Here is a 16,733-nt window from a genome sequence, read left to right as displayed (position 1 = left end):
ACAACTGGGCAAGGCCTCACTCCGAGCATCGAGGAGGGCCGGCCCAGTCTTCTGACACTGCCTTTGGAAGCCGCTTTACGAGCCTGCCAAAGCACTGATCGCGGCTACACAAAAACAAACATAAGTCACCGCCAGGAGACACACATGCCCTCTGCAAATGCTGGAACAACCCTTGCGACCCCCGTGGCAGATCCCGTCAAGGCGCTCTATCACAAGATCACCTGGAAACTGATCCCCTTTCTTTGCTTCTGTTATCTGGCGTCCTATCTGGACCGGATCAACATCGGCTTCGCCAAGCTGCAAATGCTGCAAGACCTGCATTTCAGCGAGACCGCATTCGGCCTTGGCGCGGGCCTGTTTTTCGTCGGTTATATCCTGTTCGAGGTGCCGAGCAACCTGGCGCTGGAGAAGGTCGGGGCCAAGGTCTGGATTGCCCGGATCATGATTACCTGGGGCCTGCTGTCGGCCTGCACCATGCTGGTCACCACCCCGACCCAGTTCTACTTTGTACGCTTTCTGCTGGGTGCGGCCGAAGCCGGGTTTCTGCCGGGCGTGCTGTACTACCTGACCACCTGGTTTCCGACCTATCGGCGCGGGCGCATCATTGCCCTGTTCATGATCGGCATGCCGCTTTCCAGCGTGATCGGCGGGCCGCTGTCCGGCTGGATCATGGGCGCCTTCGACAACACCGCCGGCCTGCGCGGCTGGCAATGGCTGTTTATCGTCGAAGCCGTACCCAGCGTGCTGCTCGGCATCCTGACGTTCTGGGTACTGCCGGATAACCATCACAAAGCCAAATGGTTGAACGACGAAGAAAAAGCCTTGCTCGAAGGCGAACTGCGCCTGGATGACGTCGAGGGCAAAAACAGCAAGCACAGCTTCCGTGACGGCTTTTTCAACCTCAAAGTCTGGATGCTCGGCGGCATCGACTTTTCCATCCTGCTCAGCGCCTACGCCATGGCGTTCTGGATGCCGACCTTCATTCGCAACGCCGGGGTGGCCGACAACTTTCATATCGGTGTACTGACCGCACTGCCCAGTGCCGCCGCCCTGGTTGGCATGCTGATGATCGGTGCCAGTTCGGACCGTCGTCGCGAGCGGCGCTGGCATATCATCGTGCCCTTTTTGATTGGTGCGGCAGCCATGGCCGCCACCACCTTCTTTAACCACAACGTGTTTGCCACGGTTTTGCTGTTCGCCATTGCTTCGGCCGCCATCATCGGGGCCGTACCGGTGTTCTTCAGTTTGCCGGCGACCTTTCTCAAGGGCCGGGCCGCCGCTACCGGGTTCGCCCTGGCCTGCTCGCTGGCCAATATTGCCGGGCTGGTGAGTAATTCGCTGATGGGCATTGCCATCGACGTCACCGGCAGCGGTGCCGGCGCACTGTGGTTCTTTGCCGGCTGTCTGCTACTGAGCAGCCTGCTGGTGATTGCGCTGCCGGCCAAACTGGTCAACCGCTAACCGCCCTCCCCGCAGGTACTGCCCGGGCCAGCCCCCTGCGGGGCCAATCAAGACAGTCGCTCTAACGGGCAAAAGACTCCACAATGGCCGCTGGCTAAAAATGGAGAAGAGAAATGGAATCCCCAGCGAGTCAGTCCACAGAAAACCCGCAGATCGAATCTGACACCGGACCTCGTCTCAACAGCATCGAGATACGCATTCTCGGCTCCCTGATCGAGAAACAGGCCACCCACCCTGAAACTTATCCACTGACCCTCAACGCCCTGCTGCTGGCCTGCAATCAGAAAACCAGCCGCGAGCCGGTGATGAGCCTGACCCAGGGCCAGGTCGGACAAAGCCTGCGCGCACTGGAAGGTCGCGGCTTTACCCGGCTGGTGATGGGCAGCCGTGCCGACCGCTGGGAACACAAGGTCGACAAGGCGCTGGAGCTGGTTCCGGCCCAGGTGATCCTGCTGGGGCTGCTGTTTTTGCGGGGCCCGCAAACCCTCAATGAGCTGCTGACCCGCAGCTCACGCATGCACGACTTCGAAGACACCGAACAAGTGCAACACCAGCTGGAGCGCCTGATCGCCCGTGATCTGGCGCTGCTGGTGCCGCGCCAGTCCGGCCAGCGCGAAGACCGCTACATGCACGCTGTGGGCGACCCGGCCGATATCGAAACAATCATCTCGGCCCGCCAGCAACCTGCCGAGCGCAGCAGCGCCAGTGCCGGCGTATCACTGGAACGCTTTGAAGCCCTTGAGGCGCGAATCGCCGCGCTCGAAGCACGTCTGGCGGAACTCGAGTAAATCCGTAGAGCGGGCGAAATAACGCGCCCGCTCCTTCACTCAGCTACGGGCAAAAGCCACCGCGGCCTTGAACTGCTCGGCTGTGGGCCGCACGCCGGTGTACAGCACAAACTGCTCCAGGGCCTGGATCGCAATGACCTCAAGGCCGGTAATCACCCGCTTGCCCTGAGCCCGAGCGCAAAGGATCAATGGCGTTTCAGCCGGAATGGCCACCACATCGAAGATGATTTCTGCCTGCGCAATTGCATCTTCTGCAAACGCCAGATCATTCGCCTCGGCGCCCCCCGTCATGCCCACGGGCGTGGTATTGATCAGCATCTGCGGCCTGCTCTCCCCCAGCTCCGGCTGCCAGGCATAACCCAGGGTTTTGGCCAGCCCCGCCCCCGTCGCCTCATTGCGGGCCACGATCAGACCATTGCGATAACCACCATCACGCAAGGCCGATGCCACTGCCTTGGCCATGCCACCGCTGCCGCGCAGGGCGAATGTGGTTTGCTGCGGGACTTTATGATCGCGCAGCAATTGGGCTATGGCGATGTAGTCGGTGTTGTAGGCCTTCAAGTGGCCATCGGTATTGACGATGGTGTTGATCGACGCAATGGCCCGGGCCGAGGTATCCAGCTCATCGACCAGCGCAATGCAGGCCTCCTTGAAGGGCATGGACACGCCGCAGCCGCGAATGCCCAGGGCCCGGATACCGGTCACCGCCCCTGCCAGATCCTTGCTGCTGAACGCCTTGTAGTAAAAGTTCAGGCCCAGCTGCTCGTATAGATGATTATGAAAACGCAGTCCGAAATTCCCCGGCCGGCCCGACAGCGATATGCACAGTCGGGTGTCTTTATCCGGATTCATTTGCATGCTCATCTCCTTGCAGATTGCTTTCAGATCGACGGCACAAGCCGCGTGGGTAGTTTTGTTGGATCATATTGCTGCTGCCCGGGCTGAAACGTCTCAGCGCCGGGCAAACCTTACACAATATTTACCGAAGCGCTCCGCAGTTTTTTCAAAAAAGGCGGTCATAGAGTTATCCCCGCAATGTTTACGTGGCCCAGTGGCCAAAGTCGGGACTGAAACCAGAGGAATCGTCATGATGCGTACCATCCCCAAAGTAGCTTTGCTTATCGGCGCTTTGGCTGTCGCAGGCCAAGCCAGCGCCCATGGCGGTTGGGATGCCGGATCAGCCGTTGTCGGTGCAGTGGTCGGCGCTACCGTTGCAGGCTCGGTCATGGCTGCACAACAACCACGTCCGGTGTATATCCAGCAACCGGTCTATGCGCAGCCGCAGCCGGTGTATGTCCAGCCGCAACCGATCTATTACCAGCCACGGCCGGTCTATGTCCCGGCGCCACAACCGGTCTATTACCAGGGCTACTATGGTCGCCCGCACCCGGTGTATTACGGCCCGCCCCGCGGCTACTACGGTCCGCCGCGCTGGTAAGCAGCGGGTTCACCGGCAGGCTTGTGAAGCTGGCGCCAGGTCTGATTAGATGTCATGGGTGTCGCGGCTGAGACAGCCTCATGCTGCGGGTTGCGGCATGATGGTCAACAGTCCGCTGCACCCGGACAGCCAACAAGAGCACTTTATAAAAACAAGGACGACCTGTATGCCTACACAAAACCCGCACCGCACCGCAGGCCTGTGCACTTCAAGCAAGGTCTATAACACCCTCACCGAGCTCAAGCAGCTCGAAGGCCACCGCACTGCGAAACTCATGTCGCTGCTGGCCCAGCACCTTGTAAGCGAAGGGCTCATCAGCGATCAGCAAGTGATGCAGATGCTCGACCAGGTGGTTGATTAGCCCCTGACCTCACTGGCATCAATGGCCACTATCACGCGCAATGATTATTTGCGCACCGGCACAGACCTTAAGCTAGCAACATTGTTTGCAGAGAGGTTTGTATGTCAAAAGTTCATGTCATGTCTGTCATCGGTAGCGCAGTACCGGCCCGGCTTCGAGCCGACGGCCTTCTGGCCTGCTGGTACCTGGTCAGTGACGGCGTTGCCGTCAGCGGTCCCTTCACTACGCGAGCTGCGGCCCAGATCAAAGCCACCAGCGAAACAGATAAAACAGCCCCATGCTTAACGCAACACTGAGCAGAACGTTGCGGCTCCAGAGCATCAGCCCTATCGCACACAGGCCGGCCAGCAGGTACGGATTGCCCGGCTCCAGGTCGAGGCCGTGATCTTTGACAAAAATGATCGGCCCGCAAATGGCTGTGAGCATCCCGGGCACCGCAAACCCGAGAAACTCCTTTACCCGCCGGTTCAGGCGAATCGGCAACCGCGGCTCCAGAAACAGGTAGCGGTTGAAAAACAGAATCAGGGTCATCCCCGCGATAATCATCCAGATCATGCGAAGTACTCCCCCAGCCGCTTGCACAGATAGCCTGCAGCCATGCCCGCCAGCCCCGCCAATACAATCGCCGACTCCCACTGCCAGTGACTGAACAGCACCACGCTCAGCAGTGAGACCGCGACACAGATCACCGTCGGCACATTGCGCACCACGGGTGTAATCAGGGCGATAAAAGTCGCGGCAATCGAGAACTCCAGCCCCAGTTGATCCAGCCCCGGAATGCTCTTGCCCAGTATTACCCCAAGCAGGGTAAAGAGGTTCCAGCCCAGGTACATGCACAGCCCGACACCCAATGCGTACCAGCGACTGAAGGTCTTCTGGTCATAGGGGCTGACCAGGGCGAAAAATTCGTCGGTCAGCAGGAACCCGAGCCCGAACCGCCACCTGACCGGCAGTGGCGACACCAGCGGGCGCAGATGCATCGCGTACAGCAAATGCTGCGAGGTCAGGAGCAAGGTGGTCAGCAGGATTGAAATCACACTGGCGCCACCCTTGATCATGCCAATGGCCACCAACTGGGCCGCCCCGGCAAAAACAAACACCGACAGACCCTGACTCTGCAGCGGGGTCAATTGCGCATCAATTGCCGTCGAACCCGCCAGCAACCCCCAGGGCGCACACGCCAGGGTCAATGGAAGACAAGCAATCGCACCGCGGGTAAACGCGACGCGTGGAAGGGTCGTAGGCATCAAAAAACATCCCGGCAATAAGCAGTGGCAAAGGGTCGCAGCAGGGTGTTCCAAAGTATTGAACAATCTTGCTCTTTCGCCGGTCGCAACCTGTAGACGGCTCCAGGGTGCGTTTGACGAAAGGCAGTTCCTGGTCTTTAGTCAGCCGGCACAGACACGCCCGACACCCTGCGTCATCCCCATTTCCAGCCACCACGAGGAACCATCATGAAAGACCTGAAATCCGCCAAGGAAAGCAGAAAGGCCGATCTGCGGACACCTTCGGCGCTGAGCGATGAAGCCTGCATCAACATTGCGGCAGAAGTGAATGCCCTGCTGGCCGATACCTTTGCCATTTACATGAAAACCAAGAACTTCCACTGGCATATGTCAGGCCCGCACTTCCGTGACTTCCATCTGCTGCTGGACGAGCAGTCCGATCAGATTTTTGCCACCACCGACGCCATTGCCGAGCGCGTGCGCAAGCTGGGGCGCACCACTATCCGCTCGGTGGGTCACATCAAAAAACTCCAGCGCCTGCAGGACAACGACGCCGACTTCGTGACCCCGAGCGACATGCTGGCCGAGTTGCGCGAAGACAACATCCAGCTCGCCGCCTACATGCGCGAGACCCACGAAATGTGTTCTGAACTGGGCGACGTGGCGACCACCAGCCTGCTGGAAAACTGGATCGACGAGGCCGAACGCCGCGTCTGGTTCCTGTTTGAATCGTCGCGCACCAAGTAAGCCCGCGCCGGCTAACAAAGCATGAAATATGTTTCACATTTCTGACTGGCAGCGAGCTGTATATTCGCCCTGCTCATTCAATGAACCCTTCGCCCGCACCCTCCCCCGCGGGCTTTTTTTTGCCGGTCAAACCCCTTGCTTGAACACCAGCGCTTTCAAACCGCACTCTGCATCGGCGTCCGGAAACTCAGGCGGGTTCTCCAGTCGCTGCACGAAACGCAAACTCGGCGCATCAAGGGTCACGCCGTCGATCAGGAAGTCAGAGCCGAAAGCCGGATCGTTCATGCACGCCAGCACCGTGCCGTTCTCAGTGAGCAACTCCGGCAGGCGCCGAACCACCCGCTGGTAATCCTTGGTCAGCAAAAAACTGCCCTTCTGGAAGGAAGGCGGATCAATGATCACCAAATCATAAGGGCCCATGCTTTTCACCTTGCCCCAGGACTTGAACAGCTCATGGCCAAGGAAGCTCACCTTGCTCATGTCATGGGCATTGAGACGGTGATTGTCGCGACCACGGCTCAATGCCGCACGGGACATATCGAGGTTGACCACATGCTGGGCGCCGCCTTCGATGGCGGCGACCGAGAAGCCGCAGGTGTAGGCAAACAGATTCAGGACCCGCTTGCCCTCGGCATTGGCCCGTACCCAGTCACGGCCGTAGCGCATATCAAGGAACAGGCCGTTGTTCTGCTTGCGGCCCAGGTCGACGCGGTAGCGCAAGCCACCTTCGGTCAGCGTCCACTCATCAATCGCTTCGCCGACCAGCCATTCGCTGTCACTGTTGAGTGTGTAGCGGTGCTGCATCACCAGCGTGTGCGCCCCGCTGGCTTGCCATACCGCCGATTGCGAGAGGTTCAGCAGCAGGTGCTTCAATGCCTCTAGCTGCGCCGGCTCAGGCTCTTTGAACAGCGAAACCAGGAGCACGCCCTGCAGCCAGTCCACCGTCAATTGCTCAAGTCCCGGCCAGCACCGTCCGCGCCCATGGAACAAACGCCGGGTTTCGTCGGGCGCAGTCTCCAGGGCAGTCAATAGGTGCAGGTGCAAGGTGCTTAACGCTTCAGGAGTCATCGGGCCGGCCGGTCAATTTCAAGGGCCGGCATTTTACACAATTGCCGGTCTCTTAAGTGTCCCGGGCCAAAGCAAACGCCGGCCGGCCCCACTCGCGTTCAGCCAGCGCACAGCTTTGAGCTGCTACCCTCGCCCGCGGCAGCCGACCGGATCGACAAGTTGCCCGGGCAGAGAAAGTCTACAAATAACGATTTACCTGAAATACATGCTCCAAGTCCCTGCGAAATCAGGCATTTCAACGATTATTGATCCATACTCACGAAATGTAACGATACGTTTCAAATAACCGTTACAGATCGGCACTTCCCAACCATCCTTGAGTCATTCTGCGTGAAAATTCATCTTTCGATTCTGAGCCTATTTTTAGTTCTTACAGGCACCGCCGCCCCTTCGATCGCCGCAGCGAACGAAGCCACTTCGGCTCCAAGGGATACGTCACAACTGCACATCGCTTCAGGCAGCGCGATGCTGGTCGACCTGCAGACCAACAAAATCATTTACTCCAGCAACCCTGATGTCATTGTCCCCATTGCGTCGGTCAGCAAGCTGATGACCGCCATGGTGGTACTCGACGCCAAGCAGTCGATGGATGAATACATCTCGGTCAACATCAGCGACACCCCGGAAATGAAAGGCGTGTTCTCCCGGGTCAAGCTGGGCAGCGAACTGTCGCGCCATGAAATGATGCTGATCACCCTGATGTCTTCGGAAAACCGTGCCGCCGCCAGCCTGGCGCATCATTATCCGGGCGGTTATGTGGCGTTTATCGCGGCGATGAATGCCAAGGCCAAAAGCCTGGGCATGATGAGCACCCATTACGTCGAGCCCACCGGCCTCTCGGTGCGCAACGTGTCCACTGCCCGGGACCTGAGCAAGTTGCTGGCCGCAGCGCGGCATTACCCGATGCTGACCCAGTTGAGCACCACCAAAGAAAAGACCGTGGCGTTCCGCAAACCCAACTACACCCTGGGTTTTCACAACACCGACCATCTGGTCAATAAAGACAAATGGAACATCAAGCTGACCAAAACCGGTTTCACCAATCAGGCCGGACACTGCCTGGTACTGGTCACGGAAATGGGTAATCGCCCGGTTTCGCTGGTGATTCTCGATGCCTTCGGCAAATACACCCACTTTGCCGATGCCGGCCGTATTCGCAACTGGGTAGAAACCGGCAAGAGCGGCAGCGTGCCTGATATAGCCCTGCGCTACAAAGCCGAGAAAAATCTCAAGCACTACCAGGGCACAGCGAATCAGGCCGCAAAGTAATGCGTGACAACCAGGCCCGTCTCCCCGGGCCCGGTTCAGGATTTATTCAATGTTTGTTGACCCAGGTACAGGGTCCGATGGGCATCGAGCCGCAAACTTGCGACAGAGCCGTGATATTCAGGACTGTATACCCGGCCCCGACTGGAGCCGAGTGACAACTAAAGCAGGCACCTGCCCCGGGGAGAGGGTCGGAACAAATGCCTGCGTACCACTCTTCAAGGGCGCCCAAAGCAAGAGACCCCGCCTTAAAGACGGGGTCCCGGGCTGGCGCTTGCTCAAATCAGTTGTTCAGAGCAGCCTGCCGATCCCCGTTGATAGGGATGCGTTTGGCTTTCGCCTCTTCGGGCACGACCCGCTGCAGGTCGATGCTGAGCAAACCATTGTTCAGGTTTGCGCCCTTGATCTCGATATGGTCATCGAGACGGAAGGACAGCTTGAAAGCCCTTTGGGCGATGCCCTGATGCAAGAAGGTAACGCCTTCTTCGCTGGTGCTTTCACGTTTGCTGCCGCTCACGGTCAGCACACCTTTCTCTACTTGCAGGTCCAGATCATCTTGCTGGAACCCCGCCGTTGCCACCACGATGCGATAGCTGTCTTCACCACGTTTTTCAACGTTGTAAGGTGGGTACCCGCCACTGGAATCATTGCGTAATGCGGTTTCAAACAAATCACTAAAACGGTCAAAGCCGACAGAATTACGGAACAGAGGCGCCATGGAAAGTGCAGTGCTCATAATTTCATCCTCCTGATTTCAGCGAGATTGGTTTACGCGACCCGCTTTCGGCATCGCGTACCCCATAGATAGGGACCGCCAAACGCATTTCAAGGGTTTTTTTTGAATTTTTTTTGCCGTGTCAGGCAGCGTCCGAAGGCGGGTTATTGACCAGATGCCTGACCTTTTCACAATCGGTTTCGCGGCGCATGGCATTGAACAGCACCATGGCTTCGGGGTAATTGCGGGTTAGCATGGCCAGCCATTGCTTGAGCCGCCCAGGGGCGGAACGCGGGGTCAACTGAGCCTCGGCCTGGGCCCAAAAGTCGCGAATCATGGGCTGCAGGTCGGCCCAGGTCATTTCGACCACCTCTTCACCGGCTTTTGCAGCAGCAATTTGCCGGGCCAGGTCGGGACGCGATACCAGTCCGCGACCGAGCATGATGTCCTCGGCCCCGCTGATTTCGCGGCAGCGGCGCCAGTCTTCAACCGACCAGATATCGCCATTGGCAAACACCGGCACCTTGACCGCGTCTTGCACCTGGGCAATGTATTCCCAGTGCGCTGGCGGCTTGTAGCCATCCATCTTGGTCCGGGCATGCACCACGATCTGGCTGGCGCCCCCTTCGGCGAGGGCAATCGCGCACTCATTGGCACTGTCAGGCGTATCGAAGCCCAGCCGCATCTTGGCCGTGACCGGGATATGCGCTGGCACCGTGCGCCGCACCTGCAACAAAATCGCATGCAGCAATTCGGGCTCTTTGAGCAACACTGCCCCGCCCCGGGACTTGTTCACGGTTTTGGCCGGGCAGCCGAAATTGAGGTCAATCACCCCTGACCCCAACTCACAGGCCAATGCCGCGTTATCCGCCAGACAGGCCGGATCAGAGCCCAGCAACTGCACACGCAGCGGCACGCCGGCGCGGGTTTTGGCGCCGTGCTGGAGTTCGGGGGCGAACTTGTGAAAGTACGCCTCTGGCAATACACGTTCGGTGACCCGGATAAATTCGGTGACGCACCAATCAATACCGCCGGTGCGGGTCAGGACATCACGCAGGATGTTGTCGACCAACCCCTCCATCGGCGCCAAAGCAATTTGCATGGGTGACTCTCATAAAAAACGTGCGGCAGTTTACGGGGTTCCGGGGCCAACGGGTATCAGGCTGTCGCCCTTGTCAGGCCGTTACGACCGCCGGGCCATAACCTTCCAGAAACTCGGGCGGCAGGCGCTTGGCCTTGCCGGTAGACAGTTCGATGCAGACAAAGGTGGTTTGTGCGCGCAGCAGGGTTACGCCATCGCAAGGGCGCACCAGCTGAAAGTGCCGGGTCATGCGCAGGCGCTTGTCACAATCGACAATCCAGGTTGCCAGTTGCAACTCGTCACCTTCATAGGCGCTGGCCAGATAATCGATCTCATGGCGGGCCACGGCCATTGCCCGGTCGAGACGACGATAGGCACTCAGGTCCAGCCCCAGACGCTGCGAATGCCGCCAGGCACAACGTTCCAGCCACACCACATAGGCAGCGTTATTGGCATGGCCAAACCCGTCAATATCGTCGGCCTGCACTTGCAGATCAATGATGAATGGCGTTGCCAGATCCCAACTCATGCCGTCTCTCCATACGCGAATGAAGGCCGCAGTGTAACGCACCCGGTCAGCACGAAGGCGCGGGCGGATACAGACGAAGGGAAAAGGTCGGAGTTTTGCCAAATCGCAGACAAACAAAAGGGCCATTCAATAACCGAATGACCCTTATAAATCCCGCAGAGCGGGTAATCGTGGCGTCCCCTAGGGGACTCGAACCCCTGTTACCGCCGTGAAAGGGCGGTGTCCTAGGCCACTAGACGAAGGGGACACAAACCCTTCTAACAGTGATCACTGCTAAGCAGTGATCGATTCAAGGCCGGTGTGGCCAGACCTTGAACTGTAAATTGGTGGAGCTAAACGGGATCGAACCGTTGACCTCCTGCATGCCATGCAGGCGCTCTCCCAGCTGAGCTATAGCCCCGATTTATCGCCTGGCGGCGGAGCAACACTTGCGTGATGCTTCTGTAAAACTGGCGTCCCCTAGGGGACTCGAACCCCTGTTACCGCCGTGAAAGGGCGGTGTCCTAGGCCACTAGACGAAGGGGACACAAACCTTCTAACACTGATCAGCGCTGAGTGCTGATCGATTCAATGCCGGTGTGGCCAGGCATTGAACTGTAAATTTGGTGGAGCTAAACGGGATCGAACCGTTGACCTCCTGCATGCCATGCAGGCGCTCTCCCAGCTGAGCTATAGCCCCAGACAGTCACTGTTACGTGTTGCTGTGTGGACGGGGCGCATATTAAGACTGGAAGGGTAGGCTGTCAAACTTATTTTCAAACTTTTTTAAAAAAATTTGCCGTGAGAACAACCACTTACCCTTCTACCCCCGAAAACACGGCTCCTGAGAGTAAAACTTGTAGTCGCTGCCCCAGGCTGCGGTGGGTCAGCAGGACCACCACAGCACCGGAGGCTGCTGCGCAACCCGTCGCAGCCTGCGGCAGCCACCACAGATAACCCAGGATCAGCCAATCGCGTTAAACAGCTTTTCCCACTCTTTGTTTTCTTTCTTCGACACGCCGCCCAGCAGATCCAGCGCCTGGCGCAGACGGAAACGGGTCAGGTCCGGTCCCAGGATCTCCATGGCATCCAGTACCGACACCGAGCTGGCCTGGCCAGTGATCGAAGCGAACATTAGCGGCATCGCATCGCGCAGCTTCAGCCCCAGAGACTCGACCACCGCTTGAATACAGCCGGTAATCGGGTCTTTTTCCCACTGACGCAGGCTTTCGAGCTTCCACAGAATCAATTGCATCAACTGGCGCACTTGTTCGTTGGACAGCTTCTTGTGCTCAAACAGCTTGGCATCCAGCTGCAGGCCACCGGCGAAGAAGAACCCGGCCAATGGTGCGATCTGGCTGAAGGTTTCAACACGACCCTGCACCAGCGGCGCGATCTTCATCATGTACTCAGGATTCAACGCCCATTGCTGAACGCGGCTGGCAAACTCTTCCAGCGGCAGATCGCGCAACCACTGACCGTTGAGCCAGGACAGCTTCTCGACATCGAAGATCGGCCCGCCCAGCGAGACCCGGGACAGATCGAAGTTATCGACCATTTCCTGCAGCGAAAACTTCTCGCGCTCGTCCGGCATCGACCAGCCCATACGGCCCAGATAGTTGAGCATGGCTTCAGGCATGAAACCCATGCGCTCGTAGAACGTCACCGAAGTCGGGTTCTTGCGCTTGGACAGCTTGCTCTTGTCCGGGTTACGCAGCAGCGGCATGTAGCACAACTGCGGTTGCTCCCAGCCAAAGTACTCGTACAGCAGGATCAGCTTGGGAGCCGACGGCAGCCATTCTTCACCACGCAGCACGTGGGTGATGCCCATCAGGTGGTCATCCACCACGTTGGCCAGGAAGTACGTCGGCAGACCGTCGGTCTTCATCAGTACTTGCATGTCCATGCGATCCCACGGGATCTCGACGTCACCGCGCAGCAGGTCCGGAACCACGCATACACCTTCAGTCGGCACCTTCATGCGGATTACATGGGGTTCGCCGGCAGCCAGGCGGCTGGCCACTTCTTCTTTGGACAACAGCAACGCACGACCGTCGTAGCGCGGGGTTTCACCCTTGGCCATTTGCTCGGCGCGCATCTGGTCCAGTTCTTCGCTGGTGCAGAAGCACGGAAACGCGTGCCCCATGTCCACCAGCTGCTGGGTGTACTTCTGGTAGATCTCGCTGCGCTCGCTCTGCCGGTAAGGACCGTGGGGGCCGCCAACATCCGGGCCTTCGCTCCAGGTGATACCCAGCCAGCGCAAGGCGTCGTAGATCTGCTGCTCGGACTCGCGGGTCGAACGCAACTGGTCGGTATCTTCGATCCGCAGGATGAACTCGCCGCCATGCTGCTTGGCAAAGCAGTAGTTGAACAAAGCGATGTAAGCGGTGCCGACGTGGGGGTCGCCGGTAGGCGATGGCGCAATGCGCGTGCGAACGGTGGTCATGGGCGGTCTCGAAGTAGAGATAAAACAAAGGGCGAATGGTAACAGGCCGACCCTGCCCGGCTCCAGCGCGGGACTGACCGGTGACGCCACAGGGCGGAAAAAAGCGCGAATAGAGCCTTTGTATCGAATTGATACGGGGAAACCCCACCGGCAGGGGTGCTAATCTCGGCCCATCCTCGATCCCCCTGACTGGAGACGCCCAATGTCCCGAGTAGTACTGGTGCTGGTTGAAACGGTTAACGATTACCTGCCATTGCTCGAAAGCGAAGGTTTTGAGCTGATCCTTGCCCCCACTCCCCTCAGCCGCGCCGAAGCCATTGCCAGCCATGGGGCACGCATCGACGCAGTGCTGACCCGCGGCCCCCTGGGTTTGTCTGGCGAAGAGATGGCCGCCCTGCCCTTGCTCAAGATCATCTGCGTGATCGGCGCCGGCTATGAGCAAGTGGACTTGCAGGCTGCCAGTAACCGGGGAATCACCGTGACCAACGGCGCCGGGGCCAACGCCTCGTCGGTGGCCGACCATGCCATGGCGCTCCTGCTGTCACTGGTACGCGGCATCCCCCAGGCCGATGCCGGCATCCGTCGTGGCGAATGGAACAAACTGCGCTTGCCGTCCCTCGCCGGCAAGCGCATGGGCATCCTGGGGCTGGGCGCCGTAGGGCAAGCCATCGCCAAACGCGCCGCCAACGGTTTTGACATGAGTGTCAGCTACCACAACCGCCAGCCCCGCCCCGACACACCCTACACCTGGTGCGCCAGCCTGACCGAACTGGCCGGCGCCGTGGACTTCCTGATAGTGGCCACTCCGGGCGGCAGCGACACCCGGCATCTGGTCAACGGCCCGGTGCTCGATGCCCTGGGACCCGACGGCTACCTGATCAATATTTCCCGCGCCAGTGTCGTAGACACCGATGCCCTGATCGCTGCGCTGAGCAGCGGCCAAATTGCCGGGGCCGGGCTCGATGTATTCGATCACGAACCCCAGGTCCCGGATGCGTTCAAGACCTTGGGCAATGTGGTGATGACCCCGCACATGGGCGGTCAATCGCCAGAAGCGGCTAAAGGCACGGTGCAGATGGTCGTTAACAACCTGGTGGCATTTTTTTCCGGGCAACCGGTACTGACGCCCGTGGGCTTGCCTGCGCCTCTTTGACCATGACAGCGGAGCCCGCGCTTGAAATTCAGCCTGCCGAAAATCGCCACTGCGCCCTTCTGCCCTCCCGAGGTCAGCGGCAGCGTTCCCGTGGATGCCAGGGCGCCATTCTGGAAACGCGCATTGCGCTTTGCCGGTCCCGGGCTGCTGATCAGCATTGGCTACATGGACCCGGGCAACTGGGCCACCGCCATCGAGGCGGGCTCGCGTTACGGCTACAACTTGCTGTTCGTGGTCCTGCTGGCCAGCCTTGCAGGCATGGCGGTGCAGTGCCTGTGTTCACGGCTGGGCATCGCCACCGGCCGCGACCTGGCGCAACTGTGCCGCGAACGCTATAGCAAGCGCTCGGCACGGGCCCAGTGGGTACTGGCAGAAATTTCAATCATCGCCACCGATCTGGCCGAAGTGCTCGGCTGTGCACTGGCCTTCCATTTACTGCTGGGCTGTTCGATGACCTTCGGCATCGCCCTCACCGCCTTCGACACCCTGTTGATCCTGGCCCTGCAAGGCAAAGGCTTCCGCCGCCTGGAAGCGATCATGCTGGCATTGGTGCTGACCATAGGCATGTGCTTTTTTGTCGAACTGCTGCTGATCAAACCTTACTGGCCGGACGTTTTCGAAGGTTTCAAACCGTCCCTGTCAGCGATCAGCGAGGCGGCACCGCTGTACATTGCGATCGGCATCATTGGCGCCACCGTCATGCCGCACAACCTGTACCTGCACAGTTCCATCGTGCAGACCCGCCTGACGGGCACCGATTACGCCAGCAAACTGGACGCCGTGCGCCTGTCGCGCATCGACACCATCGGTTCACTGGCCCTGGCGCTGCTGGTCAACGCCGCGATTCTGATCCTGGCCGCAGCGGCCTTTCACCAAACCGGCCACAGCGACGTGGTCGAGATCCAGGACGCCTACCGCATGCTCGACCCGCTGGTGGGCGGCGCCATGGCCAGTGTCCTGTTCGGCGTGGCACTGCTGGCCTCCGGGCAAAGCTCGACCTTCACCGGCACCATCGCCGGCCAGGTCATCATGGAAGGGTATCTGGACTTGCGGATTCCCTGCTGGCAGCGCCGTTTGATCACCCGTGGCCTGGCACTGATCCCGGCATTTCTCGGGGTCTGGCTGATGGGGGACGACGCCGTTGGCAAACTGCTGATCCTCAGCCAGGTGGTACTCAGCCTGCAATTGCCGTTTGCCCTGTACCCGCTGATCCGCATGACCGGCGACGAGAAACTCATGGGGCCGTTCACCAACCGCCTGCCGACCCGGCTGCTGGCCTGGTTCCTGTTTGCCGTGATCAGTTGCGCCAATATCTGGCTGATCGCGCAGCTCAGCTTCGGGGCTTGAACAGCCCTCCTGCATCGCTGGCCAGTCTGCGATGCAGGCCACTCGATATCAGCCTTTAAATTGAGCGCAGCACGGGTCGTTCTATCTAATGACTCCTGTTTATTTAGGCGCTGCCATGTCCGTTGCCACCACGCTGGTGCAATCCCTGCGTAAACGACTCAGTAAACCCGCCGGTTACCAGCTGTTCGATATCCGGCTCAAGTACAGCATTGCCTTGAGCCCTTCGCTCAAGCGCTTTGTGTTCAGCGGCAGCGATGTGGGGTTGATGCGCACGCTGGGGCCGGATCAACGGGTCAAGCTGTTTTTCCCGAGCGCCAATGGCACGCCCCCCAACCTGCCCAGACATGGCGACTGGCAAGCCGCACGGCGCCAAGCGAGTGCGCAGTGCGCTGCGCCAATGCGCACCTACACCATTCGCAATCTGCGCCCGGAAACCTGCGAGCTGGACATCGACTTCGTCCTGCACGGCGAAACCGGTCCCGCCTCGCGCTGGGCCACCCATGCAACACCCGGCGACCGCCTGCAAATCGTTGCTCCCAATGGAGCCTATGCCGCCGACCCCGGCGGTTATGAATGGCAGCCCCCAGAAGGCGTGCGCCAAGTGCTGTTGATCGGCGACGAAACCGCCCTGCCGGCGATTGCCGGAATTCTCGAACAGCTCGCCCTGAACCCGGACCCGCCCAAGGTGCAAGCCTTTATCGAGGTTCCCCAGGAGTCGGACTGCCAGCCCCTGTTGTGCGGCCCAAAGGCCAAAATCCACTGGCTGCCCCGCGCCAGCCTCGGCAAGCAGCACGGCGACGGCATGACCCTGGCTGCCCGCGAACTGGCCAGTTTGCCGCTGATCAGAACAAAACCCGGGGGCGAACTCGAAGAGCCCGACCTGACCACCCAGCTCCTGTGGGAACGGGCCAGCGCCAAACAGAGCGAGTTTTATGCCTGGGTCGCCGGTGAATCGGCAGCAGTGATGACGATCCGGCGGTTTTTCATTAATGAATGCGGGCTGGATCGCAAAAGCCTGACCTTGATGGGGTACTGGAAACTCGGACGCTCCCTGGAGTAACCCCCAAACACCTGTAGGAGCGAGCTTGCTCACGAGCTCTTCAGTGGCATTTACACGGCTCGCGAGCA

Annotated in this window: 18 protein-coding genes and 4 tRNA genes; 10 read left to right on the top strand and 12 right to left on the bottom strand. The window is 59.4% G+C overall.

Annotation, left to right across the window (positions count from 1 at the left end):
- Positions 1-144 precede the first annotated feature (144 nt).
- The gene (locus tag WG29040_RS07640) at positions 145-1,461 is read left to right on the top strand and encodes an MFS transporter (RefSeq protein WP_010656144.1); all 1,317 of its coding nucleotides are present in this window, start codon (positions 145-147) and stop codon (positions 1,459-1,461) included.
- Positions 1,462-1,574: 113 nt separating this feature from the next.
- Positions 1,575-2,249: a YceH family protein gene (locus tag WG29040_RS07635; RefSeq protein ID WP_127195942.1), complete on the top strand. Its 675-nt coding sequence runs from the start codon at positions 1,575-1,577 to the stop codon at positions 2,247-2,249.
- Between the two features lie 39 nt (positions 2,250-2,288).
- On the opposite strand, the gene WG29040_RS07630 is transcribed toward WG29040_RS07635, so the two are convergent.
- Positions 2,289-3,107 carry a shikimate 5-dehydrogenase gene (locus WG29040_RS07630; protein ID WP_003447322.1) on the bottom strand — a complete coding sequence of 273 codons (819 nt, stop codon included), beginning with the start codon at positions 3,105-3,107 and terminating at the stop codon, positions 2,289-2,291.
- Between the two features lie 229 nt (positions 3,108-3,336).
- Here WG29040_RS07630 and WG29040_RS07625 point away from each other — a divergent pair, with 229 nt between their 5' ends.
- The 3 genes from WG29040_RS07625 to WG29040_RS24495 all read left to right on the top strand — a co-directional run bounded on the left by WG29040_RS07625 (position 3,337) and on the right by WG29040_RS24495 (position 4,344).
- On the top strand, positions 3,337-3,687 hold the full coding sequence (locus tag WG29040_RS07625) for a hypothetical protein (protein ID WP_010656145.1): 351 nt from the start codon (positions 3,337-3,339) through the stop codon (positions 3,685-3,687).
- A gap of 166 nt (positions 3,688-3,853) precedes the next feature.
- The gene (locus WG29040_RS07620) at positions 3,854-4,048 is read left to right on the top strand and encodes a hypothetical protein (RefSeq protein ID WP_003447320.1); all 195 of its coding nucleotides are present in this window, start codon (positions 3,854-3,856) and stop codon (positions 4,046-4,048) included.
- A 101-nt stretch (positions 4,049-4,149) separates the two neighbouring features.
- Positions 4,150-4,344, top strand: a complete 195-nt coding sequence (locus tag WG29040_RS24495; RefSeq protein ID WP_081481304.1) for a hypothetical protein — start codon at positions 4,150-4,152, stop codon at positions 4,342-4,344.
- Here the strand turns inward: WG29040_RS24495 and WG29040_RS07610 are convergent.
- Complete coding sequence (locus tag WG29040_RS07610; protein WP_127195941.1) at positions 4,292-4,603, bottom strand: AzlD domain-containing protein; 312 nt, start codon at positions 4,601-4,603, stop codon at positions 4,292-4,294. The genes WG29040_RS24495 and WG29040_RS07610 overlap by 53 nt on opposite strands.
- Positions 4,600-5,295, bottom strand: coding sequence for an AzlC family ABC transporter permease (locus WG29040_RS07605; protein WP_127195940.1), 696 nt, complete (start codon positions 5,293-5,295; stop codon positions 4,600-4,602). The genes WG29040_RS07610 and WG29040_RS07605 overlap by 4 nt, the downstream gene beginning before the upstream one ends.
- 207 nt (positions 5,296-5,502) lie before the next feature.
- Between WG29040_RS07605 and WG29040_RS07600 the strand changes: the two genes are divergently transcribed.
- On the top strand, positions 5,503-6,021 hold the full coding sequence (locus WG29040_RS07600; protein WP_127195939.1) for a Dps family protein: 519 nt from the start codon (positions 5,503-5,505) through the stop codon (positions 6,019-6,021).
- Between the two features lie 126 nt (positions 6,022-6,147).
- On the opposite strand, the gene WG29040_RS07595 is transcribed toward WG29040_RS07600, so the two are convergent.
- Complete coding sequence (locus WG29040_RS07595; protein ID WP_003447314.1) at positions 6,148-7,089, bottom strand: class I SAM-dependent methyltransferase; 942 nt, start codon at positions 7,087-7,089, stop codon at positions 6,148-6,150.
- Between the two features lie 330 nt (positions 7,090-7,419).
- Between WG29040_RS07595 and pbpG the strand changes: the two genes are divergently transcribed.
- The gene (gene pbpG / locus WG29040_RS07590; RefSeq protein WP_029612469.1) at positions 7,420-8,358 is read left to right on the top strand and encodes a D-alanyl-D-alanine endopeptidase; all 939 of its coding nucleotides are present in this window, start codon (positions 7,420-7,422) and stop codon (positions 8,356-8,358) included.
- Positions 8,359-8,638: 280 nt separating this feature from the next.
- Here the strand turns inward: pbpG and WG29040_RS07585 are convergent, their stop codons facing one another.
- The 8 genes from WG29040_RS07585 to gltX all read right to left on the bottom strand — a co-directional run bounded on the left by WG29040_RS07585 (position 8,639) and on the right by gltX (position 13,105).
- Positions 8,639-9,091, bottom strand: coding sequence for an Hsp20 family protein (locus WG29040_RS07585; protein ID WP_003447312.1), 453 nt, complete (start codon positions 9,089-9,091; stop codon positions 8,639-8,641).
- 121 nt (positions 9,092-9,212) lie between these two features.
- Complete coding sequence (locus WG29040_RS07580; protein WP_060691479.1) at positions 9,213-10,172, bottom strand: tRNA-dihydrouridine synthase; 960 nt, start codon at positions 10,170-10,172, stop codon at positions 9,213-9,215.
- A 73-nt stretch (positions 10,173-10,245) separates the two neighbouring features.
- Positions 10,246-10,680: a thioesterase family protein gene (locus tag WG29040_RS07575; RefSeq protein ID WP_003447310.1), complete on the bottom strand. Its 435-nt coding sequence runs from the start codon at positions 10,678-10,680 to the stop codon at positions 10,246-10,248.
- Between the two features lie 171 nt (positions 10,681-10,851).
- Positions 10,852-10,927, bottom strand: a tRNA-Glu gene (locus WG29040_RS07570).
- 77 nt (positions 10,928-11,004) lie between these two features.
- Positions 11,005-11,080 (bottom strand) — tRNA-Ala (locus WG29040_RS07565).
- Between the two features lie 50 nt (positions 11,081-11,130).
- A tRNA-Glu gene (locus tag WG29040_RS07560) sits at positions 11,131-11,206 on the bottom strand.
- A 77-nt stretch (positions 11,207-11,283) separates the two neighbouring features.
- Positions 11,284-11,359 (bottom strand) — tRNA-Ala (locus WG29040_RS07555).
- 264 nt (positions 11,360-11,623) lie between these two features.
- Positions 11,624-13,105, bottom strand: coding sequence for a glutamate--tRNA ligase (gltX, locus tag WG29040_RS07550; protein ID WP_003447309.1), 1,482 nt, complete (start codon positions 13,103-13,105; stop codon positions 11,624-11,626).
- A gap of 202 nt (positions 13,106-13,307) precedes the next feature.
- On the opposite strand from gltX, the gene WG29040_RS07545 reads away from it, so the two are divergent.
- The 3 genes from WG29040_RS07545 to WG29040_RS07535 all read left to right on the top strand — a co-directional run bounded on the left by WG29040_RS07545 (position 13,308) and on the right by WG29040_RS07535 (position 16,665).
- Positions 13,308-14,258, top strand: coding sequence for a 2-hydroxyacid dehydrogenase (locus WG29040_RS07545; RefSeq protein WP_003447308.1), 951 nt, complete (start codon positions 13,308-13,310; stop codon positions 14,256-14,258).
- Between the two features lie 21 nt (positions 14,259-14,279).
- Positions 14,280-15,605 carry an Nramp family divalent metal transporter gene (locus WG29040_RS07540; RefSeq protein ID WP_003447307.1) on the top strand — a complete coding sequence of 442 codons (1,326 nt, stop codon included), beginning with the start codon at positions 14,280-14,282 and terminating at the stop codon, positions 15,603-15,605.
- 115 nt (positions 15,606-15,720) lie between these two features.
- Positions 15,721-16,665: a siderophore-interacting protein gene (locus WG29040_RS07535; protein WP_127195938.1), complete on the top strand. Its 945-nt coding sequence runs from the start codon at positions 15,721-15,723 to the stop codon at positions 16,663-16,665.
- Positions 16,666-16,733: the final 68 nt, after the last annotated feature.

The organism is Pseudomonas sp. PAMC 29040 (assembly GCF_003994535.1).
Lineage (GTDB): Bacteria > Pseudomonadota > Gammaproteobacteria > Pseudomonadales > Pseudomonadaceae > Aquipseudomonas > Aquipseudomonas paraversuta.
Note: the sequence above shows the minus strand (reverse complement) of the source record. Positions and strands in the feature narration are given on the sequence as shown.

Excerpts from the sequence above, each read along its gene's own strand:
- WG29040_RS07640 (WP_010656144.1), top strand. The coding sequence starts at position 145 with ATGCCCTCTGCAAATGCTGGAACAACCCTTGCGACCCCCGTGGCAGAT.
- WG29040_RS07635 (WP_127195942.1), top strand. The coding sequence starts at position 1,575 with ATGGAATCCCCAGCGAGTCAGTCCACAGAAAACCCGCAGATCGAATCT.
- WG29040_RS07630 (WP_003447322.1), bottom strand. The coding sequence starts at position 3,107 with ATGCAAATGAATCCGGATAAAGACACCCGACTGTGCATATCGCTGTCG.
- WG29040_RS07625 (WP_010656145.1), top strand. The coding sequence starts at position 3,337 with ATGATGCGTACCATCCCCAAAGTAGCTTTGCTTATCGGCGCTTTGGCT.
- WG29040_RS07620 (WP_003447320.1), top strand. The coding sequence starts at position 3,854 with ATGCCTACACAAAACCCGCACCGCACCGCAGGCCTGTGCACTTCAAGC.
- WG29040_RS24495 (WP_081481304.1), top strand. The coding sequence starts at position 4,150 with ATGTCAAAAGTTCATGTCATGTCTGTCATCGGTAGCGCAGTACCGGCC.
- WG29040_RS07610 (WP_127195941.1), bottom strand. The coding sequence starts at position 4,603 with ATGATCTGGATGATTATCGCGGGGATGACCCTGATTCTGTTTTTCAAC.
- WG29040_RS07605 (WP_127195940.1), bottom strand. The coding sequence starts at position 5,295 with ATGCCTACGACCCTTCCACGCGTCGCGTTTACCCGCGGTGCGATTGCT.
- WG29040_RS07600 (WP_127195939.1), top strand. The coding sequence starts at position 5,503 with ATGAAAGACCTGAAATCCGCCAAGGAAAGCAGAAAGGCCGATCTGCGG.
- WG29040_RS07595 (WP_003447314.1), bottom strand. The coding sequence starts at position 7,089 with ATGACTCCTGAAGCGTTAAGCACCTTGCACCTGCACCTATTGACTGCC.
- WG29040_RS07585 (WP_003447312.1), bottom strand. The coding sequence starts at position 9,091 with ATGAGCACTGCACTTTCCATGGCGCCTCTGTTCCGTAATTCTGTCGGC.
- WG29040_RS07580 (WP_060691479.1), bottom strand. The coding sequence starts at position 10,172 with ATGCAAATTGCTTTGGCGCCGATGGAGGGGTTGGTCGACAACATCCTG.
- WG29040_RS07575 (WP_003447310.1), bottom strand. The coding sequence starts at position 10,680 with ATGAGTTGGGATCTGGCAACGCCATTCATCATTGATCTGCAAGTGCAG.
- gltX (WP_003447309.1), bottom strand. The coding sequence starts at position 13,105 with ATGACCACCGTTCGCACGCGCATTGCGCCATCGCCTACCGGCGACCCC.
- WG29040_RS07545 (WP_003447308.1), top strand. The coding sequence starts at position 13,308 with ATGTCCCGAGTAGTACTGGTGCTGGTTGAAACGGTTAACGATTACCTG.
- WG29040_RS07535 (WP_127195938.1), top strand. The coding sequence starts at position 15,721 with ATGTCCGTTGCCACCACGCTGGTGCAATCCCTGCGTAAACGACTCAGT.